Below are 21,155 nucleotides of genomic sequence, written 5' to 3'. Positions count from 1 at the left end.
CATGTCCCCGCCGGAAGCCACCTCCGTCCACCAAGTTGACGCGGCTCACATCGTGGAACTCGAAGGCGCGCTGGCCCGCGTCGCCTACCTGCTCACGCGCGTCCGCCGCCACGACTACGCCATGATCAAGTGCGGCATCACCATGGATCGCGCCAGCGTGCCACTGCTGCGCATACTCGCCGACGCCGCCGAACCCATGCGCCTGGGCGAACTCGCCACCCGCCTCGATGTCGAGGCCCCGCACGTGAGCCGCCAGATCCAACGCCTGGAAAAAGCGGGCTATGTGGAACGGGTCACCGACCCCGACGACCGCCGCGCCCAGCGCGTCTGCCCCACCCCCGCCGGCCGCCACGCGGTCGACGCCGTGCGAGATGTCATGCGCCACTGGATGACCGAGGCCCTCGCCGACTGGACCACAGAAGACCTGAAGGCCCTGGCCGTCCTCAACCATCGCATGGTCGACGGCTTCCTGGCCCACGCCGAACAAATAGGCGACCTCGGCGCGACCGCCCGCGAACCCCGCACCCCCCAGGCCGACTGACCCGCCCCGCGCCGACTGGCTTCCGCGCTGCTCGTTCAAGCCCTCACCGCCGGGACGCCCATCCCGTCGTCCCGGCATGTTTTTGGCCGGGATCCACACCCCGGCGGCCCGCGACCGCGTCCGCCTAGCTCCGCGTCCGCGTACCCACCGCCCCGGCTGCCAACGCGCACAACAGCAATGCCGCCAGCGGCACCGCCATGGCCGTCGTCAGCGGCACCAGCTTGGTGAGCCAGCCGATGATCGCCGGACCCGCGAGCAGCCCCATATAGCCGAGCCCGAATACTCGGGACATATCCGTCGCCGCCGTCGCCGAACCCAAATTCCCCGCGGCCGTGAACACCTGCGGCACCGTGCCGGAGAGCCCGATCCCCACCAGCGCCCATCCGAGCAAGGTCAGCGGCAGCCATCCGGAGATCGCGATCAACCCGAATCCGAACGCTCCCAATATGGTTCCCCAGCGCACCACCGCGACCCGGCCGATCCTTCCGCTCACCCGGTCGGCGACCAGGCGTCCGGCGGTCATGGTGGTGGAGAACGCGCCGTAGGCCAGCGCGGCGGTGCCGACATCCACGCCGAGTCGATCGCGGAGTTGCAGTGCGCTCCAATCCGCCGCCACTCCTTCGGCCATCAGGACGGTGAAGGCGATCACGCCCAGCACCAGTACTTTTCGGACCGTGCTCGCGGGGTCGGCGGTCGCGGGATCATCACCGGCCACCATGCGTGCCGTACCGGCGACCGCGCGATCCGGCTGAGCCGCCGGGCCGTCGCCGCTGCCGGTCGGTCGCCGACCGCGTGCGGCATAGTAGTCGGTGACATCGAGCTGCGATGCGGGAGCGGCATTCTCGGCGGGGGTCGCGTGCGCATGGGGGAGCAGGCGAGGCGTGCAGACGGCCACGAGTGCCAGCCCCACGATCGCCGACACCGTTAGCGTGGTGTGGACGCTCCAATGCGCGCGCTGCGTCGCCGCCCCCGCGAGCGAGCCGACCAGACCGCCCAGGGAGAAGAAGGCGTGGAACGCCGACATGATCGGCCGGGGGTAGGCGCGTTCGATGTGCACGGCCTGGGCGTTCATCGAGACGTCCAGCATGCCCATGCCGATTCCGAAGGCGGCCAGGGCTATTGCGAGGGCGAGCGGGCTGGTCGCCAACCCCGGACCGATCAGGGCGATCGAGAGCAGGCCGGCGGCGGTGGCGGTGAGGGTGCGGCTGCCGAAGCGGTCGGCCAGCGGACCGGCGGCCTGCATACCGATGATGGCGCAGCCCGCCATGAGCAGGATGAGCATCCCCAGCAGGCTGTGCGAGACGCCGGTCCGCTCGGTGACGGCCGGAATGTGCACAATCCACAGGGCCGAGAGCATTCCATTCAGGCCGAACACCGCGAACAGTGCGATACGAGCGTTCCGGATCGGAGGAGCGGGCGTCGCGGCGGCCATCGGCACGACGCTACCGGTCAGGGCAGCTCCTCGTCAGCCACAACCTTTCGCGGCTTCGGCGACGCTCCGGGATGTGATCCGAAATTGGTGTACTACAAGCTGTTTCGTATTGATTGTATGCCCGGGCACCGACAGATTACGCATGCGCTGTGGCCGACCAGGCACCGGAAGATGCCACGTCACGGGCGTATTCGGCGAAGTCGCGGGGCCGACGCCCGAGCGCCCGGAACACCCCGTCGGTGAGTTGCGAATTCCGCCCGTCCAGGATCGTGCCGAAGAGATAGTCGAGCAGACTCACCTCATCGGCGGGCACGCCGTAGGAGGTCAGCGATGCGACGAAATCCGTTCGGGACAGCGGTATGAAGGCGATCTCCCGACCGGTGGCGCGGGCGATCTCCGCCGTCGCCTCCGCGAAGGTCAGTGCACGCGGGCCGGTGAGTTCGTAGATCTCGCCGCCATGTCCGTCCTCGGTCAGCGCCGCCACCGCCACATCGGCGATATCGTCCGCGTCCACGAACGGTTCGGGCACATCACCCGAGGGCAGCGCCACCTCGCCCGCCAGAATGTAATCGGCGAACGAACCCTCGCTGAAGTTCTGTGCGAAGAAGGCGCAGCGCACCACGGTCCACGGAATACCCGAATTCCGTACGATGCCTTCGCATTCCAATGCCTCGACCTCGCCGCGACCTGAGAGCAGCACGATCCGGCGCACACCCGCCGCGGCCGCCAGCGCGGTGAGGGATTTGATATCGGCGGCCGCGCCCGGCACCGCCAGATCCGGTTGATAGGACAGGTACACCGCGCCGACGCCGGCCAGTGCGGGCCCCCAGGTTTCTCGGTCCGTCCAGTCGAACGGGATTGTGGCCGTGCGCGAACCGATGCGCACCGGTACCCCGAGCGCGGTCAATCGGGCCGCCACCCGGCTGCCGGTCTTACCGGTCCCGCCGATCACCAGAATGGTGTTTTCGCTGTTCACAGTCTCTTTGTTCGTCATGACACAAGTACATCGAGAAACCGTGAGCGCGAACATGGTTGAGAAGCGCAGCGGCATTTGCCATCGTCTTACCCATGGACGCGTTGGCCAGCCTGCTCGAAGGACCACGTGCGCGGGCGGCTTTCGTCATGCGCTCATCATTCGACCCGCCGTGGTCCCTGCGGATTCGGGACGAGGCCCCGCTGACATTGGTGGCCATGGTGCGCGGTGGCGGCTGGATTCTGCCGGATCCCAAGGGCGGTAAGCCCGTTCCGCCGCGGCAGTTGCGCGCCGGCGATATCGCACTGTTCCGCGGACCGGACCACTACACGGTCGCCGATGATCCGGGCACCGAACCGCAGGCGATCATCCATCCCGGCCAGATCACCACCACCCCCGACGGTGAGGTGCTCTGTGAAACCCTCAGCCTGGGCATTCGCAACTGGGGGACCAGCGCCGCCGCTCAGACGGTACTGGTCACCGGCACCTACGAGCAGGAGTCCGCGGCGAGCCGCCGGCTGCTCCGCGCGCTGCCGCCGATCGCGGTGCTCGGCCGCGGCGAAATCGACTCCCGGGTGCTGGATCTGCTGGTCGACGAATCGGCCAAGGACCTGCCCGCCCAGGGCGCGATGCTGGATCGCCTACTGGACCTGCTGCTGATCGCCACCCTGCGCGCCTGGTTCGCCCGCGCGGACGCCCCCGCCTGGTATCACGCCTACGGTGATCCCCTCGTCGGCAAGGCCCTGCGCCTGATGCAACACAACCCGGCGCACGCCTGGACCGTCGCCTCGCTGGCCTCGGAGGTGGGCGTCTCCCGCGCCGCGCTGGCCCGCCGCTTCACCGAACTGGTCGGCGAACCGCCGATGGCCTTCCTCACCGACTGGCGACTGGCCCTGGCCGCGGACCTACTACACGAATCCGATGCCACCCTGGAGTCGATTGCCCGCCGCGTCGGCTACGGCAGCGCCTTCGCCCTCAGTACCGCCTTCAAACGCCATCACGGCATCAGCCCCCGCGACCATCGCAACGCCTCCGACCAGCGCACCGCCTGAGAACGACTCGAAGGTGAGCGGCCGTCCCGGTTCTGGACCGACGGGTCGGCTACGCCAGTGCTCTCGCCCTGAGCACCGCCTTCAAGCGCCATCACGGCATCAGCCCGCGCGCCCATCGCAACGTCTCCGACCAGCGCACCGCCTGAGAACGACTCGAAGGTGAGCGGCCGTCCCGGTTCTGGACCGACGGGTCGGCTACGCCAGTGCCCTCGCCCTGAGCACCGGCTTCAAGCGCCATCACGGCATCAGCCCGCGCGCTCACCGCAACGCCTCCGCCCACCGCACCGCCTGAGAACCACCCAAAGGCTCGCGGCCGTCCCGGTTCTGGACTGACCGGAGGCGGGGGAGCGAAGCGGAGGAGCCGGAGGGAGGGAAGAACCGGGACTTCAGGGCCGCGAACCCGCCCGTAGCGGAGCGGAGGGCAAATAACACAGCAGCGGAACGGAGGGCAAAATAGGCACAGTGAGTGATCTGGACTACCCCGTGCTGTGGCCGGTGCCGACCCGTTGGGCGGATAACGACCACTACGGCCATGTCAACAATGTGACCTACTACAGCTACTTCGACACCGCTGTGAACGCGTGGCTGATCCACGCCACCGGCGTCGATATCCGGGACCTACCCGCGATCGGCGTGGTAGCCCAGACCTCCTGCACCTTCGTGGGCTCGATCAGCTTCCCGGATCAGCTCCAGGTCGGTATTCGCATTGCCCGCCTGGGCAATTCGAGCATCGCCTACGATCTGGCCATCTTCCGGGACAGCGGCGACTCCCTGGACCTGGCCGCCACCGGCACCTTCGTGCACGTCTACGTCGACGACGAAACCCGCAAACCGGTCCCCATTCCCGCCGTGATCCGCGCCGCCGCGGAGCCTTTGGTGATCGGCTAGCCGCTAGTCATATGGGCGGGGAGTCTCCCCGTCATCCCGACGCGTTCTTGGCCGGGATTCACACCGTGCAGGGCAGCACATCGGGGTGTGGATCCCGGCCAAAAGCATGCCGGGACGACGGGAGATGCTGGGGGATGGCGGGGGAGGGCTAGACGCGCCCCAGCAGAGTGAGCGGGTCTTCCAGTAGGGCGGCGATGCTGGCGAGGAAGCGGGACCCCTGTTCACCGTCGATGAGGCGGTGATCGAAGCTGAGCCCGAGGGTGGTCACCCAGCGCACCGCGAGTTCATCGCGGTGCACCCACGGGCGTTTGCGGATGGAACCCAGGCACAGGATCGCCGCCTCGCCCGGATTCACCAGGGGCACACCGGTATCCACGCCGAAGACGCCGACATTGGTGATGGTGAAGGTGCCGCCGGTGAGATCGCCGGGGGTGGCCCCGCCGCCGCGGGCGGTCTGGGCGATATCGCCGATCTCCTGGCACAGGTCCCGAAGGCTGTGCGAGTGCGCGTCTTTCAGGTTGGGGACCATGAGCCCGCGCTCGGTGGCGACCGCGATACCCAGATTCACATAGTGCTTGGTGATGATCTCCTGATTCGCCTCGTCCCAGGAGGTGTTCAGCTCCGGGAACTCGGTCAGCGCGACCAGGGTCGCCTTGGCCACCAGGGCCAGCGGCGTGAGCGTCAATCCGGCGAAGGTCGGGGTGGCGCGCAGATGATCCAGCAGCTCCATGGACCCGGTGAAATCGGTGGTGACGAAGGTGCTCGCCTGTGGAATGTGCTGTGCGCTGGAGACCATGGCGGCCGCGGTGCGCTTGCGGATTCCGGCTATGGGCGTGCGGGTTTCGCGTTCGGCGGGTGTGGTGCGCGCACCCGCCGCGGTGTGCATGGGCGGTACCGGCGGTGCGGTGTGGATCGGAATGTGTTCGCCCGCACGCCCTCCCGGTACGCGCAGATCGTCCACGGTGACCGCGCCCTCGGGTCCGCTCCCGGCGACTCCGCCCAGATCGACCCCGATCTCGCGGGCCAGCTTGCGCGCCCCGGGTGTGGCTGCGGGCCGCCCCATATCGGTCCCGAAGGCCGACCCGGCCTTCGATTCGCCCACGGGCACAGCGAGTTTCGCCGCGGCCGAGCGCGCCCGCCGCGAGACGGGTTCACTGTCCGGCCCGTACCCGACGAGTACCGATTGGCGCGTGGGAGATTCGCTGTCCTGAGTCAGCCGCTGGCCCAGGGTTTGTGTGCCCGCGGCGATCTGACCGGCGGTCGAATCGCCGGTGTAGAGCCGTTCGGCGCTCGCATCGGCATTCACCTGCTGTGCGGTGACCGCACTGCCGATGCGGATGAGCGGCGCTCCGACCAGCACCGTATCCCCGGGTTCGGCGAGTAATTCCAGCACCGCCCCGGCGTATGGGCTGGGCAGTGCCACCTGTGCTTTCGCGGTTTCGACCTCGGCGATGACCTGGTTCAATTCCACGGTATCGCCGACCTGTACCGTCCAGGACACCAATTCGGCGTCGGCCAAACCTTCACCGAGATCCGGCAATGCGAATTCCATTACTTGACGCTGTTCTTCCACCGAGCTTCCTCCGAAGGCAGACCGTTAGGCGGCGAGCGTGCGATCGACCGCGGCGAGAATGCGGTCGGGGTCGGGCAGGTGGTGCCGTTCGAGCTTAGCGGGGGGATAGGGGATGTCGAAGCCGCCGACCCGTAGGACCGGCGCTTCCAATTGATAGAAGCACCTTTCGGTGATGCGCGCGGCGATCTCGGCCCCGAGTCCGCCGAATACCGGTGCCTCATGGGCAATAATCAACCGACCGGTTTTGCGCACGGAGGCTTCGATGGTGTCGAAGTCGATCGGCGACAGACTGCGCAGATCGATCACCTCCAGCGAATGTCCTTCGCTCGCCGCGATATCGGCGGCGGTCAATGCGGTGGCGACGGTCCCGCCGTACGCGACCACCGTGGCATCCGTGCCCCGCGTACATACTCGCGCCTGGTCCAGCGCCAGCCCGCCCTCCTGATCGAGCACTCCGAAATCCACTTCGGCCTTGTCCCAATACCGCCGCTTGGGTTCGAAGAAGATCACCGGATCATCGAGTGCGACCGCCTGCCGGATCATCAGATAGGCGTCCGCCGGATTGCTCGGCGACACCACCCGCAGTCCCGCGGTATGCGCGAAATACGCCTCGGGTGATTCCGAGTGATGCTCCACCGATCCGATCCCGCCGCCGAACGGAATACGAATGGTGATGGGCGCGACCACTTTTCCCTTGGTCCGATAGTGGATCTTCGCGACCTGGCAGACAATCTGGTCGAAGGCCGGATACACGAATCCGTCGAACTGTATTTCACATACCGGCCGCAACCCGCGCAGCGCCATTCCGAAAGCCGTTCCGATGATTCCGGATTCGGCCAGCGGGGTGTCTATGACGCGATTGTTGCCGAAGTCCTTCTGCAATGTGTCGGTCACCCGGAACACGCCGCCGAGTCGCCCGATATCCTCGCCCATGAGAATGACTTTCGGATCATCCTCGAGCGCGCGCCGCAGTCCGAAATTGATGGCCCCCGCGAAGGTGGTTTTCATGACCGGACTCCCTCCAGATAGGCGGCGTACTCGCGGCGTTCCTCGTCGATCAGGCGATGCGGGGTGGCGTAGACGTGCTCGAAGAGCCGCATCGGTTCGGGATCCGGCATGGCGAGCGTGGCGCTGCGCAGCCGGGCCGCGATCTCATCCGCCCGGACCGCCACCTCCTGTTCGAAATCGCTGTCCCACATGCCTTCCCGCTCCAGCAGCCGTTTCATCCGATCGAGCGGATCACGCTGTCGCCACAGCTCCAGCTCGGCGGCGGTGCGGTATCGGGTCGGATCGTCGGCGGTGGTGTGCGGTCCCATCCGATAGGTGATGGCCTCGATGAATGTCGGCCCACCGCCGGAGCGGGCGCGCTGCAGCGCCTGCCGGGTCACAGCCAATACGGCCAGGACGTCATTACCGTCCACCTGCACACCGGGAATCCCGTATCCGAGCGCCCGCCGCGCGATCGGCGTCGCACTCTGCACCCGCACCGGAGCGCTGATGGCCCAGTGATTGTTCTGACAGAAGAACACCACCGGCGCACTCCAGGAGGCGGCGAAGCCGAGCGCCTCGGAGATATCGCCCTGACTGGTGGCGCCGTCACCGAAGTAGGCGATGGTGGCGATCTCGGCGCCCTCGAGATGTGCGGCATAGGCGTAACCGGTGGCGTGTAATCCCTGCGCGCCGACCACGATTGCCGGATTGGTCATTTTGAACTCGTCGGCATCCCAGCAGGAGTGCGCGACACCGCGCCAGAGCGGGGTGAGCTGTTCGGGTGGAATACCGCGGCAGTAGGCGACACCCGCCTCGCGATAGGAGCAGAACACATAATCGTCGGGGAGCAGGGCGTGCGCCGAACCGATCTGGGCGGCCTCCTGGCCGAGCAGCGGCGGCCACAATCCGAGCTGGCCCTGGCGTTGCAGTGCGGTCGCCTCGGTATCTATGCGCCGGGCCACGACCATATCCAGGTACATGGCGCGCAATTGATCTTCGCCGACATCGGCGACGAGTGGCGAGTGCGTGCGATCGAGCACGCGATGGCCGTCGGGCTGGACCAGCTGCACCGGGTAGGTGTTCTTTTCGGGCATGGGTATCGCCTCCTGGGAAACACCGGGTACACCGTTATCGCCGAGGGATTGTGTCCCGTGAGCAACGATGTGTGTCCTGTATCACCCAGCATCCTCCATCGAGCTAACTGCGCAAGTATTACGGGCGAAACTGTGCAGAATGCTCGGTCAGCGGGGTGTACGGCGTGTCATACTGCCTCTCATGTCCAGTAGGGAGCCGCTGACCGGGACCTTGGACGCCACCGACGCCCGGCTATTGCTGGAGCTGGTGGCCAACCCTCGCGCCACCGGGGTGGAATTGGCTGCGAGACTTGGGCTTTCCCGCAATACGGTGCAGGCCAGACTGGCCCGCTGGGAGGCGAACGGGGTACTGGCCAGCTTCGAGCGGCGGGTGGACCCGCGGGCCCTGGGCTATCCACTGGCAGCCTTCGTGGCGGTGGTCGTGGACCAGCATCGGCTCGATGCCGTGGTGGCCGAATTGGCGGAGATCGCCGAGGTCACCGAGGTATGCGGGATGACCGGACCGACCGATCTGACCGTGCGCGTGGTGGCCCAGGATGCCGACGATCTGTACCGGATCGCCGGGCACATTCTGAAGATTCCGGGGGTGGAGCGCACCAATATGGCGTTGATCATGCGCTCACTGGTCGGTCCGCGCGCCGCGCCGCTGCTGGACCGGCTCATCGGCGCGAATGGTGAATCGGGTACGCCCGGTGTGAACGCCGGGGATGACGCGGCCCGTGCGGTCGGTGGCACCGGTCCGAGTGCCGGGGACCGCGTACCGACGCCCGGCCCGTAGCGCGAATTTCAGTCCAGTTTCGGTGGATTGGCTGGTGACCTGAGGTCGACTGGACCGGGACCATGACCCGATGAGCACTACCGCCGCCGAGACTCCGGCCCCTGAATCCGCAGAGGTCCCCGAGGCCGTCGACACCACGCCCGATGCGGGTATCGGCCAACCCGTCGGCGCCGGTGTCGTCACCGCGCTGGTCGGCTTCACCAGTTCGTTCGCGGTGGTGCTGGCCGGGTTGAACGCCATGGGAGCGACCGCGGCACAGGCGGCCTCGGGTCTGATGGCCGTCTCGGTGACCATGGCCGTCGGCATTCTGCTGCTCAGCCTGCGCTATCGCATGCCCATCACGCTGGCCTGGTCCACACCCGGTGCGGCGCTGCTGGCCAGTACGGGTGCGGTCTCGGGCGGGTGGGCGGCGGCGGTGGGCGCGTTCGCGGTGGCGGGCGTTCTCATTGTGCTGACCGGATTCTGGCAGCGGCTCGGCGCGCTGATCGCGGCCATTCCGGTGGAGATCGCACAGGCCATGCTCGCGGGGGTACTGCTGCCGCTGTGCCTCGCGCCCATGAAGGCATTGACCGTCAGCCCGGCGGTGGTGGTGCCGGTGATCGCGACCTGGCTGATCCTGCAGAAGTACGCCGCGCGCTGGTCGGTCCTGGCGGCGTTCGCGGTCGGGGCGGTCGGCGCGGGGATCGATATCGCGGTGACGCATCGGGCCCTGGACTGGGCGGCCATGACCCCGCGGATCGAATTGACCATGCCGCACTGGAGTTTTCCGGCGCTGATCGGTGTGGCCATACCGCTGTACGTGGTCACCATGGCCGCGCAGAACATTCCGGGCACCGCCGTCATGAGCTCCTTCGGGTACAAGGTGCCGTGGCGTTCGGCCATGACCGTCACCGGGCTGGGCACCGTGCTCGGCGCACCGGCGGGCGGCCACGCCATCAACCTGGCCGCGGTGAGCGCCGCGCTCGCGGCCGCGCCCAGCGCGCATCCGGATCCCAAGCGGCGCTGGATCGCCGCCACCACCGCGGGCTGCACCTATCTGCTGCTGGCGCTGGCCTCCGCCGCGCTGGTGACCTTCGTGGCCGCCGCACCCAAGGGAGTCCTGGAAACCGTTGCGGGCCTTGCCCTGATCGGTACCCTGGCCGCGGCCCTCACCGCCGCCCTGACCCCCGCCGAGCATCGCTCGTCCTCCGCGCTCACCTTCCTGGTGGCCGCCTCCGGCGTCACCCTGCTCGGCATCGGCGCGGCCTTCTGGGCCTTGGTAGCGGGACTTGTCGTCCGCTGGCTCCTGCGCCCCCGCGGCGACCAGCCCACCGCTGTCGGCGCGGCGACCAGCCCGTCGGCGGCTGTCCGCGCTGACTAACCCGTCGGCGGCTGTTCGCGGTGGCTAGTCCGTCGGCGGCTGTCCGCGGCGAGTAGTCCATCGGCGGGCTGCTCGCCTCGTCATCCCGGCGTGCTTGTGGCCGGGATCCACACGTCCCCGAGATCTGCGGTCGCGAGGGGGATTACGGCCAGTAGGGTGGGGGCGTCTGATTTTCGGAGTGGAGATGCTGCGAAGAGGAGTTGGGTTGAGCGCGGTGCTGATATCGGCCGAGGAGTTGCGGGAGCGGCTCGCCGACGGGGATTCCCGGATCCGTCTGCTGGATGTGCGGTGGGCGCTGGGTGATCCCGATGGGCCGCAGCACTATTTGGACGGTCATATTCCGGGCGCGGTCTTCGTGGACCTGGAAACCGAACTCGCCGATCCGCCCTCGCCCGCCAAGGGGCGTCACCCCATGCCGGATCTCGCGCACTTGCAGAAATGCTCCCGCAGTTGGGGTTTGCGCACCGGTGACACGGTCGTCGCGTACGACGCCACCGGCGGTATGGCCGCGGCCCGCGCCTGGTGGCTGCTGCGCTGGGCGGGCCTGGCCGGGGTACGCATTCTCGACGGTGGTCTCCCGGCCTGGGAACGCGCCGGCGGCAAGGTGATCGCGGGCGAGGAGCCCGCTCCCGAACCCGGTGATGTGGTGCTGACCCCGGGCGGTATGCCGGTCGTCGACGCCGATGCCGCCGCGAACTGGGACGGCCTGCTCCTGGACGCCCGCGCCGGTGAGCGCTACCGCGGCGAGGTCGAGCCGATCGACCCGCGCGCGGGCCATATTCCGGGCGCGGTCAGTGCGCCGACGGCCGAAAACCTCACGCCCGAAGGCACTTTCAAGCCCGAAGGCGAATTGCGTTCACGCTTCACCGAATTCGGCTCCGGTCCGGTCGCGGTCTACTGCGGTTCCGGCGTCACCGCAGCGCACCAGGTGGCCGCCCTCGCCGTGGCGGGTATTGACGCCGCACTCTATCCGGGCTCGTGGTCACAATGGTCGAATGACCCGAAACGCCCTGTCGCCGAAGGTAGTTGATACCTGAGGGCGTGGATCCCGGCCACAAGCGCGCCGGGATGACGGGTGCTTCCTCCTGGGTGTTTCCGCTCAGGGGCAGTTCCGCGCTATGCGCTGTAGCGCGGTGCGGTCGGCTTTGGTCAGGGGTAGGTCGTAGCGGATGGCGACGGTGAGGTACTTGCCCGCGTAGAAGCAGTGATTCGCGCGGGCGGGTGGGAGCCAGTCGGCGGGGGTGCGGTCGCTCTTGTCCTGGTTGGCTTTTCCGTCCACGGCCAGCAACTCCAGGTCGAGGTCATTGGCGAAGCGCATACGGAGCTGCGGGGTCCAGCCGGAGGCGCCCAGATCCCATGCCGCCGCCAGTGGGAAGACATGATCGATCTGTACGGCTTTGGCATCGCCCTTGTCGAAGGTGATGTTGCGGCCGGTGTAGGGATCGTTGAGCGTGCCGCCCACCACGACGCAGTCCTTACCGCCGGGCCGGAAGGCCGGACCCGAAAGCTGGCGGGCGAGCACATTATTGCGGGTATCGCAGCCGTCGTGTCCGCCCGGAGCGTCCTGATCATCGCTCCAGGCGGGCCCGAAGACACAGCGCTGCCCGGCTTTACACCCGCGCTCGTAGCCGCCCGGGCGAACCCGTTCGGATACGGTGCGGACCTGCGTCAGCAATTGTTCGAGATATGCCCGGCTGGGACTGCCCGGTGCGGGCGGTACGTGCGGACCGATCACCTCGCACCCCGCGGTGATCAGCACGACGATCGCGGCGATGAACGTCGCGAGGACCCTGCGTGATGTCGTCCCGGTGGACCGCACATCTCAGATCTACCCGAGCGCACCGGGTCCGTCGCGCATCCGCGCGACTTCGCACCCCGGCGCGCCGGAAAAAACTACAACCAGGCGTGTGCGAGTAGATCGTCCGCCGCGGTCTCGGTGAGCTGTGGTGGGAATCGCATGGCCGCAATGGATTCGGCCCGCACCCCGTCATGTCCGATCAGCCATGATCCGCCGCGCTCCTCACATTCGGCGATCTTGGCGAAGGTGGTGAGCAGAAATGTTATGGCGTCGCGTGGCTCCAGCGTGCGCGCCAGGCGCTGGGATTCCCCCGGTCGGGACAGATCGAGCCACACCCCCGCCTGGCCGTCCAGCCGCATGTCCACGATTTTGGTCGTGTCCACGAACGTGAATTTGCGTCGTTCCCACGGCGTTGTCGGCGTGAAGGACTGCTCTAGCACTTGGAGCAGGATCGTCATCTTCACGGCCTCCCTCGGTCTCGAAATTGCCACGGCTCCGGATTGAGTCGCGGTGATATCAGGGTGCGCCCCGTCCGACTGTCATCGCGCACGCCGAACTTGCCGTCAATGCGCACAGCCGACACCGCCGTATGCGGTGACCTGGGGTTATATCAGTATGTGCTGGATTGCGGCAGAAATAAAGACCCGGTAGGGGTCGTGATTTGCCGGATTACGAATCGAACCCTCGCTGTCTGATTCGTCCAGGTCGGCGGCGGGTGCGCGCATGGCTGCGCGCGGGTGTCGGTGGCGGCTGGTTGGATGGTCGGATGCTGCACGGACTGTGGTCACCGGGATCGGGCTTGGTGCTCTGGCACGACCCGGCCGGTGGCGACGTCGAGGCCGATGCGCTGCCGGATCCCCTCGGCAAGATCCTGCGCTCAGCGAAGTTCCGGCATAGGGCGCAGGTGCTGGTGGCGGGTGCGTACGGACCCGAGAAGACGCAGGTCCGGGCGCACGCCCTCGCCCCCGAGGCGGCGGCCGAGGTGCTGCTGCAGAATCTGCCCACCGGATTGGTCGCGGCCGATCTGCGCTATCTCGGCCATGTCGCGCGCGGTATCGACCGGTGGGTGCGCGCGGGCCGCATCACCCCCGAGGTGCGCCGCGATGACGGTGAATGGTGGGTGCGCTGGCGGCTCGTCGGCGGTCAGCGGCAGCGGGCCTGGCTCGCCGAACTGGCGGTGGCCATGCCCGCCGCACTCCAGGTGCCGGGTAGGCCCGCCGAGATTCTGGACAATCTCACCGCGGAATTGACCGACCCCGTCACCCGGCGACGCCTCATGCCCACACTGCCGAACCGAACCGGGGCGGCGGGCGCACCCGCTCGGCGATCGGATTCCTCGAGCTCGGGCGGTTGGGATCCCGCGGATGTCGAGGTCGAATCGGCTGCGCCGCAAGAACATCCACTTCTCACGGCGCTGTTGGACGCAGTTCCGCTGGAGAGCGGTTCGCATCGGGTGGCGGCGGTGCTGGAGGACTGGCGCACGAGTTTGACCGCGGGCGAACCGGAGTTGGTGCTGCGGCTGCTCGAACCCGAGGCCGAGGACGCGGCCGAGGCGGGAGCGCTGTGGCGGCTCGAGGTATGCCTGCGGGAGGAGGGTGAGGCCCCGCAGCCGGTGCTGCTACCGGGTGACCCGCAGCTGGTGCGGTTGGCGGGGGAGAAGCTGGCCGCTGCCAAACAGGCGTATCCGCGACTGCGGGACCTGCCGGGGGACGGGCGCAGTATGGACCTTTTCCTGCCCACCGAGGTGGTACTGGATCTGGTGGCGCACGGGGCGAATGTGTTGCAGGCGGAGGGGATTCGACTGCTGCTGCCGCGCGCCTGGCGGGTGGCCGCGCCGACCCTGAAGCTGCGGGTACAGAGTCCGGCCGCCACCGAGAGCGCGGTCGGCTTGAACGGATTGGTGTCGTTCCGGTGGGAACTGGCGCTGGGGGACACCACGCTCTCGCCCGCCGAGATGGCGCGGCTGGTGCAGTCCAAATCGGATCTGGTGCAGCTGCGCGGGGAATGGGTGCAGGCCGATCGCCGCATGCTGGTGGCGGCGGCCGACTACGTCACCGGCCGTACCGACGCCACCGAGACCACCGCGGGCGCACTCTTCGCCGAATTGGCCGCGAGTCCGGCCATCGGCGTGCCGATCGAAACGGTCTCCGCGACCGGTTGGGCCGCACAGCTTTTCGATGCCGAACACTCCGATGAACCCGTACCCGACCCGATCGGGCTGAAGGCGCAGCTGCGCCCCTATCAGCAGCGTGGCCTGGCCTGGCTCGCCACCATGAGCCGTCTCGGCTGCGGTGCCATCCTCGCCGACGATATGGGCCTGGGTAAGACGGTACAGGTGCTGGCGCTGCTGCTGCACGAACGCGAAACGGCCGCTGCCACAGTGACTTCCCCCGGTGCGGGAGTGGCGGAGGTGCCCGCTGACGCGCCACCGCGGGGTCTCGGCGGCGTCGGGCCGACTCTGCTGGTGTGCCCGATGTCGGTGGTGGGCAACTGGCAGCGGGAGGCGGAGCGGTTCGCGCCGGATCTGCGGGTGCTGGTGCATCACGGACCGGGGCGGCGGTCCGGTGCGGAATTGGATGCGGCGGTGGCGGATTCGGATCTGGTGGTCACCACCTACGCGCTGCTGGCCCGCGATGTGGAGGAGTTGAAGCGGCAGCCCTGGCAGCGCACGGTTCTCGATGAGGCCCAGCACATCAAGAATGCCGGGACCAGGCAGGCGCGGGCGGCGCGACTGATACCCGCGCGACATCGATTGGCGCTCACCGGAACTCCGGTGGAGAACCGCCTCGAAGAGCTGCGCTCGATTATGGATTTCGCGAATCCGAAGCTGCTGGGCAAGCCCGCCGAATTCCATTCGCGGTTCGCGGTGCCGATCGAGCGGGAACACGATGAGAATGCCGTCACCCGATTGCGCGCGCTCACTTCGCCTTTCGTGCTGCGCCGGGTGAAGACCGATCCGGCCGTCATCTCCGATCTGCCCGACAAGATCGAGATCACCATGCGCGCCAATCTCACCGTGGAGCAGGCCGCGCTGTATCAGGCGGTGCTGGACGATATGTCCGCCAAGTTGAAGGCCGCCAAGGGTATGGAGCGCAAGGGCGCGGTGCTGGCGGCGCTGACCAGGCTCAAACAGGTCTGCAATCATCCCGCGCACTACCTGCGCGACGGGTCCGCGGTGCTGCGGCGCGGGCATCACCGTTCCGGGAAACTCGCACTGGTGGAGGACATTCTGGAATCGGTCATCGCGGACGGTGAGAAGGCGCTGCTCTTCACCCAGTTCGCCGAATACGGTGATCTGGTCGGCCCGTACCTGTCCGAACGCTTCGGCGCGGAGGTGCCCTTCCTGCACGGCGGGGTGAGCAAACAGCGCCGCGACGATATGGTGACCCGCTTCCAGGAGGATCCGGACGGGCCGCCGATCATGCTGCTCTCGCTCAAGGCGGGCGGCACCGGCCTCAATCTGACCGCCGCCAATCACGTTGTGCACCTGGACCGCTGGTGGAATCCGGCGGTGGAGAACCAGGCCACCGACCGGGCCTTCCGGATCGGGCAGCGTAAGGATGTGCAGGTGCGCAAACTGGTCTGCGTCGACACCATCGAGGAGCGGGTGGACGATATGTTGCGCGGTAAGGCCCAGCTCGCCGACCTCACCATCGGCGCGGGCGAGAAGTGGATCACCGAACTCGGTGATGACGAACTGCGCGCACTCTTCGCGCTCGGCGCGGAGGCGGTGGGCGAATGAGCGGCGATGACGGCATGAACACCTATATCGACTTCGGCGAATTCGCTCCCCGTCGCCCGGTCGACGGCGGCGTCGCCCCGCGGAGTCGCCGGGGTGCGGCCTTCGCGCGCACCTGGTGGGGGCGATCATTCCTCGAATCCGTCGAGAAGGTCGCGGACCCGGGCCGTCTCACGCGTGGGCGTTCCTACGCGCGCACGGGCCAGGTCATCAGCTATCACCTGGAGCCGGGTGCGGTCGCCGCCGAGGTGCAGGGTAGTCAGCCGCGCCCGTTCGTCTCGGTGTTCACCCTGCGCCAGCTGCGTGGGGACCGGCTGGAGGAGTTGGTCGACCTGGTGCGGGCCACGCCGGGCATGCTCGGTGAGATCGCCTCCGGATCACTTCCCAAAACCCTTGGGCCGCTACTGCTTCCGGATACCGCATCGGAGCTCGACTTCTCCTGCAGCTGCCCCGATTTCGGCTGGCCGTGCAAGCATGTGGCCGCCATCTGCTATGTCATCGCCGAACGCCTGGATGAACAGCCGCGGGATCTGCTCACCCTGCGCGGTGTGGAGCTGGAGGATTTGATCGCCAGCGTCCAACGCGCCGATGACCCAATGGATTCGACCGATATCTACGGTGCGGACACCGAACTCCCGGCGCTGCCCAAGCCCGAATTCCATCCGGCCCCGGAGGATCTGGACGCCATCCTGCTGCGCCAGGCCCTGCGCATGACAGCCGAGGACGAGCGCTCCGCCGAGACCGGCTACCGCCAACTCCGCAGCCTCTATACCGCCTTGGAGAGCTGAGCCCCGTCATCCCGGCGCGTTTTCGGCCGGGATCCACACCGTGCAGGGCAGCACTTCCGGGTGAGGATCCCGGCCAAGAGCATGCCGGGATGACGGGGGCGTTAGTGCACGGCGGCTCGGGTGGCGGTCGCCGGCGTGCTGTCACGCTTGCCGAGCCTGTCGAAGGTGTAGTCGTTGAGATCGAAATGGCCTGCGCGCCAGAAACCTTCGGGTGTGGTCATGGCGCGCAGCGGCACATCGCCGTTCTTGTCGAAGTAGTAGCTGTTGGCCACGGTGCAGGATTCCTGCCAGAAGACCTGGGTGCCGCGGCGGTCGAGCATCTCCTGGAAGAAGCGGTCATTGGCCGCGGCGGTGACCTCGATCTTGGTGGCTTTCCCGCGGCGGGCCTGGCGCAGTAGCCGCAGGATGTGCCGGGTCTGCATTTCGATGAGGGCGAAATAGGAGGAGCCGTTGTAGCCGTACGGGCCGATGATGGTGAAGAAGTTGGGGAAGCCCGGAACGCTGACGCCCTCGTAGGCTTGCAGGCGGTGGGTGTCCCACCAATCCTCCAGGCGCACACCGCCGGTGCCGTGCAGGTCGAAGGTGGGCATATTGCCCGACTCCATCACCTTGAAGCCGGTGGCCATGATCAGCACATCCACCTGATGGTGCGCCTGCGCGGTGCGGACACCGGTCGCGGTGATCTCGGTGATCGGCGCGGTATCCAGATGGACATTCGCCCGATTGAACGTTTTCAGATAGTCATTGGAGAAGGACGGCCGCTTACAGCCGAGCGCGTAGTCCGGGGTGAGTTTCGCGCGCACCCCCGGATCGTCCACCTGATCCTTCAAATGCGCCAGGCCGGTGCGCTCGCCCAGCTTGGACATGGGCAGCACCCGGTAATAGTGCGCGGCCAGCGGGAAGGTGAGCTCCACGAAGGCCTGGCTCATCCAGCGGGTCAGCAGTTTTCCGCCGGGCAGGGCCAGCAGCTGATGCACCAGGGGCGGCAGCGCGGTATCGGGGCGCGGCAGGCACCAGATCGGAGTGCGCTGGAAGACAACGAGTTCCGCGACCTCGGCGGCTATCTCCGGAATCACCTGCACCGCGGAGGCCCCGGTGCCGATGATCCCCACGCGCTTTCCGCGCAGATCCACGCCATGGTCCCAGCGCGAGGTATGCATGACCGTGCCGGTGAAGCGTTCCGCCCCGGCGATTTCCGGCATCTTCGGCCGGGTCAGCACTCCGGTCGCGCCGATGACATACCGCGCCGTGAGCTCCTCGCCGTCACCGGTGCGCAGTCGCCAAAGGTGCAGTGCCTCATCGAAATCGGCTCGGTCGATGGTGGTGGAGAATCGAATTCGCGGACGCAGCCCGTACTTCTGAACGCAGTGCTCGGCATAGGCCTTCAATTCCCGTCCGGGCGCGTACACCCGGGACCAGGTGCGCTGCTGTTCGAACGAGTACTGATAGCTGAACGACGGAATATCCACGGCGATACCGGGATAGGTGTTCCAATGCCAGGTCCCGCCCACCCCGTCGGCATCGTCGACCATGAGGAAGTCGTCGAATCCCGCCTGGCGCAGGGCTATCGCCGTACCGATTCCGGAGAATCCGGCCCCGACGATAATGATCTCGTGATCCACCACGGTGCTGTTCACGGTCTGTCCTCCGCGTAGATGATGCAGTCCACCCGATGCTCGACGCCGTCCACGGTGCGGATACCGAGGGGTGCGAGCCGGGCGATCGGCCAGGTGACGAGTTCGCAGTTGGGGCGGTTCAGCGCCCGGTAGTAGCCGCCGTGCAGGCGTACGCCGGTGGCGATATCGGGTGTCAGCTGCCGCCGTATCCAGGAATCACGGACCGAGACACGAAGATTCGCACTGGCGGCCAGCCGCAGGATGCCCGCGAGGAGAGCATTCGACGGCCCGGGTACGGCCGGTCCGGACGGCGACCGCGATCCGGCGGCACCGGGCAGCGGTCGCGCGCTGGCACTGGGCAGCAGGCCGAGTAGGTCATCGGGCAGTTGCCGCAGCAGGCGACGGCCCGGAACCGGTGGTGCGGGCAGTATCCAGACCGGCTCATGCTGGAATACGGTGACCCTGCGCGCCTGCGCGGCGATACCCGGCAGCACTCGGGCGACCGCCGCGCCGGTGCCGATCACCGCCGCGTGCCGGGTGCGCAGATCGAGCTGATCCCGCCAGCGATCGCAGTGCAGCTGCGGTCCGGTATAGCCCGCCGCGCCGCGCGCCCTGCCCGAATCACCGAGCCGCGCGGCGGCATTCATTTCGCGACCGGATCATAGGTGAGCCCCTGCGACCAGGTCGGCGGCTTACCGAGCACCCGAATCGGGAAATGGTCGATGGCCCGGTTCAATGCGTCATTGATGCCCTGGATCGGCTGCAATCGATTGATGGTGGCCATCCCGTGCATACGCACCACATGGAACAGCGGTAGCCGCTTGATACTCGGCGCGCGCTCACCGGCCTTCTCGTACCGCCGCACCGCATTCCACAGCTTCTCCTCATCCAAGCCCATCGCCATGATGTTGGTGGACATGCGGGACAGCAGCGGTGTGTAGAGCAGTGCGCCCATGAGCAGCGTCGGCCGCAGCGCGAAACCCGCTGTCTCGATGGCGATTCGCCGCATCGGACCCGCGCCGAGCTGTTCGAGCACCTGGAATCCGACGGCCAGGTGCCGGGATTCATCGCTGTTGATATGCCGGAACACCTCATGGCACAGCGGATCTCGCACCTCGTCGAGCAGGAACTTGACCAGCGCCCCGTCCAGTGCGCACTCCAGTGACGGAATCACGGTGCCGAGCACCGGCAGGGTGAGGTCATCCCCGTACCGATCCACCCACTGGATGACCATGCGAATGTTCTTGTTGGGCACCGGCATCTGATCGCCCTCGAGCATGCCCCAGCGCCGCATGAGCGCCAGTTCGGCATTGGCGTGCTTCTGCTCCTCGGCGTGGAAGTACCGGTAGATCTCCTTGAGCGGCCCCTCGGGCGCGCGTTTGGTGAGGGCCGCGAAGCCGCGCGCCCCCACATGCTCTATCCATACGAGATCGGCCATGAAGGCCGCGAGTCCGGGGCGCTGCTCCGGGGTGATGAGCTCGGCTCCCGGTGCGTCCCAGTCGATATCGACCAGTGCCCACTGTTTGTCCTTGATCACCGTGAGCATGTCGGAATACGCGAACGCCATTGTTCACTCCTTCTCGTGAATGGCCGGGGTGCTACCGCACCAGCCGCTCCAGTAGTCCGGCGGCGCGGGTATAGGGTTCGGGCAGTAGTCGTTTGGACTGCCAGATGAGCTTGGCCTCGATCTGTGGGACCACGTAGAGCTGACCGTGATCGACGGCGTCGAGGGTGGTGCGGGCGATCGAGGCGGGCGGACGGCCGGTCCAGCGCAGCAGTCGATCACCCCACTCCGAGACGGTCTCGTCGCCGATCGAAACACCCTGCAGGATATTGGTTTTCACGGCCGTGGGGCACAGTGCGGTGACGCTGACCCCGGTACCGGACAGCTCCGCCGCGAGGGTCTCGGACAGGGCGAGCACGCCCGCCTTGCTCACGTTGTAGGCGCCCATCCGCGGTGCGGAGCCGAAGGCCGCCGCCGAGGCCACATTCACGATCGCGCCCTGTCCGGCGGCGCGCAGACGCGGCGCGAAGACATGGCAGCCGTGGATGACACCCCACAGATTGATATCGAGGACCTGATGCCACTCCTCCAGGGAGGTATCGCCGACAACCTCACCGCCGCGGCCGATCCCGGCATTGTTGATCACCACATCGGCGGTCTTGCCGAACCACTCCTCGGCGGTATTCGCCAGCGCCTGGACCTGTTCGATCCGGCGCACATCACAGACCGTATCGAAGGCTTTACCGCCGGTGGCGCTCACCAATTCGACTGTCTCGCGGGCTCGTTCGGCATCGATATCGGAGCAGATCACCCGCCCGCCGCGCCTGCCGAGTTCGATGGCGAAGGCGCGCCCGATTCCGCTGCCCGCGCCGGTCACCACCGCGTCCGCCTGCCGAGTGCGGTGTGAACCGCCGAATGGGTTGAGTCGCATGGGAACTCCCGGAGCTCGATGGTCCGGTGCGGCAACTGGTGGCATCTGCCACCACTGGCCGCGCCTGCCCCCAATTAGGCGCTCGATAGGGCAAAATG

At 67.4% G+C, this 21,155-nt stretch carries 18 protein-coding genes and 1 pseudogene; 8 read left to right on the top strand and 11 right to left on the bottom strand.

Annotation, left to right across the window (positions count from 1 at the left end; all coding sequences use genetic code 11):
• The first annotated feature begins 1 nt into the window (after window position 1).
• On the top strand, window positions 2-541 hold the full coding sequence (locus OHB26_RS05455) for a MarR family winged helix-turn-helix transcriptional regulator (RefSeq protein WP_330183136.1): 540 nt from the start codon (window positions 2-4) through the stop codon (window positions 539-541).
• Between the two features lie 124 nt (window positions 542-665).
• Here OHB26_RS05455 and OHB26_RS05450 read toward each other — a convergent pair whose 3' ends face one another.
• Together OHB26_RS05450 and OHB26_RS05445 are read right to left on the bottom strand one after the other, a co-directional pair.
• A complete protein-coding gene (locus OHB26_RS05450; protein ID WP_330183135.1) occupies window positions 666-1,973 on the bottom strand; it encodes an MFS transporter in 1,308 nt (435 codons plus the stop codon).
• A 136-nt stretch (window positions 1,974-2,109) separates the two neighbouring features.
• Entirely contained in the window at window positions 2,110-2,967 is an 858-nt protein-coding gene (locus OHB26_RS05445; RefSeq protein WP_330183134.1) for an NmrA family NAD(P)-binding protein, read from the bottom strand.
• Between the two features lie 74 nt (window positions 2,968-3,041).
• On the opposite strand from OHB26_RS05445, the gene OHB26_RS05440 reads away from it, so the two are divergent.
• Window positions 3,042-3,998, top strand: coding sequence for an AraC family transcriptional regulator (locus tag OHB26_RS05440; RefSeq protein ID WP_330183133.1), 957 nt, complete (start codon window positions 3,042-3,044; stop codon window positions 3,996-3,998).
• A gap of 462 nt (window positions 3,999-4,460) precedes the next feature.
• The gene (locus OHB26_RS05435) at window positions 4,461-4,886 is read left to right on the top strand and encodes an acyl-CoA thioesterase (RefSeq protein WP_330183132.1); all 426 of its coding nucleotides are present in this window, start codon (window positions 4,461-4,463) and stop codon (window positions 4,884-4,886) included.
• A 148-nt stretch (window positions 4,887-5,034) separates the two neighbouring features.
• Here OHB26_RS05435 and OHB26_RS05430 read toward each other — a convergent pair whose 3' ends face one another.
• From OHB26_RS05430 to pdhA, 3 genes are read right to left on the bottom strand one after another with little or no spacing between them, the layout of a single operon-like run.
• Complete coding sequence (locus OHB26_RS05430; RefSeq protein ID WP_330183131.1) at window positions 5,035-6,438, bottom strand: dihydrolipoamide acetyltransferase family protein; 1,404 nt, start codon at window positions 6,436-6,438, stop codon at window positions 5,035-5,037.
• A gap of 45 nt (window positions 6,439-6,483) precedes the next feature.
• The gene (locus tag OHB26_RS05425) at window positions 6,484-7,467 is read right to left on the bottom strand and encodes an alpha-ketoacid dehydrogenase subunit beta (RefSeq protein ID WP_330183130.1); all 984 of its coding nucleotides are present in this window, start codon (window positions 7,465-7,467) and stop codon (window positions 6,484-6,486) included.
• Window positions 7,464-8,543 (bottom strand): pyruvate dehydrogenase (acetyl-transferring) E1 component subunit alpha, encoded by a 1,080-nt coding sequence (gene pdhA / locus OHB26_RS05420; protein WP_330183129.1) that lies wholly within the window; start codon window positions 8,541-8,543, stop codon window positions 7,464-7,466. The genes OHB26_RS05425 and pdhA overlap by 4 nt, the downstream gene beginning before the upstream one ends.
• Before the next feature lie 181 nt (window positions 8,544-8,724).
• On the opposite strand from pdhA, the pseudogene OHB26_RS05415 reads away from it, so the two are divergent.
• The 3 genes and pseudogenes from OHB26_RS05415 to OHB26_RS05405 form a co-directional block, all read left to right on the top strand.
• A pseudogene (locus tag OHB26_RS05415) lies at window positions 8,725-9,204 on the top strand (Lrp/AsnC family transcriptional regulator); the annotation flags it as partial.
• 187 nt (window positions 9,205-9,391) lie between these two features.
• On the top strand, window positions 9,392-10,681 hold the full coding sequence (locus tag OHB26_RS05410) for a benzoate/H(+) symporter BenE family transporter (RefSeq protein ID WP_330183128.1): 1,290 nt from the start codon (window positions 9,392-9,394) through the stop codon (window positions 10,679-10,681).
• A gap of 184 nt (window positions 10,682-10,865) precedes the next feature.
• A complete protein-coding gene (locus tag OHB26_RS05405) occupies window positions 10,866-11,711 on the top strand; it encodes a sulfurtransferase (RefSeq protein ID WP_442942858.1) in 846 nt (281 codons plus the stop codon).
• A 69-nt stretch (window positions 11,712-11,780) separates the two neighbouring features.
• Here the strand turns inward: OHB26_RS05405 and OHB26_RS05400 are convergent, their stop codons facing one another.
• Together OHB26_RS05400 and OHB26_RS05395 are read right to left on the bottom strand one after the other, a co-directional pair.
• Complete coding sequence (locus OHB26_RS05400; RefSeq protein ID WP_442942857.1) at window positions 11,781-12,500, bottom strand: HNH endonuclease family protein; 720 nt, start codon at window positions 12,498-12,500, stop codon at window positions 11,781-11,783.
• A 74-nt stretch (window positions 12,501-12,574) separates the two neighbouring features.
• Window positions 12,575-12,937, bottom strand: coding sequence for a hypothetical protein (locus OHB26_RS05395; protein ID WP_067562375.1), 363 nt, complete (start codon window positions 12,935-12,937; stop codon window positions 12,575-12,577).
• Between the two features lie 308 nt (window positions 12,938-13,245).
• On the opposite strand from OHB26_RS05395, the gene OHB26_RS05390 reads away from it, so the two are divergent.
• Window positions 13,246-16,221 carry a DEAD/DEAH box helicase gene (locus OHB26_RS05390; protein ID WP_330185504.1) on the top strand — a complete coding sequence of 992 codons (2,976 nt, stop codon included), beginning with the start codon at window positions 13,246-13,248 and terminating at the stop codon, window positions 16,219-16,221.
• On the top strand, window positions 16,218-17,006 hold the full coding sequence (locus OHB26_RS05385; protein WP_330183127.1) for an SWIM zinc finger family protein: 789 nt from the start codon (window positions 16,218-16,220) through the stop codon (window positions 17,004-17,006). Before OHB26_RS05390 ends, OHB26_RS05385 begins: the two co-directional genes overlap by 4 nt.
• A gap of 101 nt (window positions 17,007-17,107) precedes the next feature.
• Here the strand turns inward: OHB26_RS05385 and OHB26_RS05380 are convergent, their stop codons facing one another.
• Genes OHB26_RS05380 through OHB26_RS05365 form a run of 4 tightly spaced genes read right to left on the bottom strand, consistent with a single transcriptional unit; the run spans window position 17,108 to window position 21,057 of the window.
• Window positions 17,108-18,643 (bottom strand): flavin-containing monooxygenase, encoded by a 1,536-nt coding sequence (locus OHB26_RS05380; protein ID WP_330183126.1) that lies wholly within the window; start codon window positions 18,641-18,643, stop codon window positions 17,108-17,110.
• Window positions 18,640-19,269, bottom strand: a complete 630-nt coding sequence (locus OHB26_RS05375; RefSeq protein ID WP_330183125.1) for a hypothetical protein — start codon at window positions 19,267-19,269, stop codon at window positions 18,640-18,642. Before OHB26_RS05375 ends, OHB26_RS05380 begins: the two co-directional genes overlap by 4 nt.
• Window positions 19,266-20,189 (bottom strand): ferritin-like domain-containing protein, encoded by a 924-nt coding sequence (locus OHB26_RS05370; RefSeq protein WP_330183124.1) that lies wholly within the window; start codon window positions 20,187-20,189, stop codon window positions 19,266-19,268. The genes OHB26_RS05375 and OHB26_RS05370 overlap by 4 nt, the downstream gene beginning before the upstream one ends.
• A 31-nt stretch (window positions 20,190-20,220) precedes the next feature.
• Window positions 20,221-21,057 (bottom strand): SDR family NAD(P)-dependent oxidoreductase, encoded by an 837-nt coding sequence (locus OHB26_RS05365; RefSeq protein ID WP_330183123.1) that lies wholly within the window; start codon window positions 21,055-21,057, stop codon window positions 20,221-20,223.
• Window positions 21,058-21,155 lie beyond the last annotated feature (98 nt).

It is taken from the genome of Nocardia sp. NBC_01503, from assembly GCF_036327755.1.
Lineage (GTDB): Bacteria > Actinomycetota > Actinomycetes > Mycobacteriales > Mycobacteriaceae > Nocardia.
The sequence above is the reverse complement of the archived record's forward strand: the minus strand, read 5'-3'. Positions and strand labels throughout refer to the sequence as shown.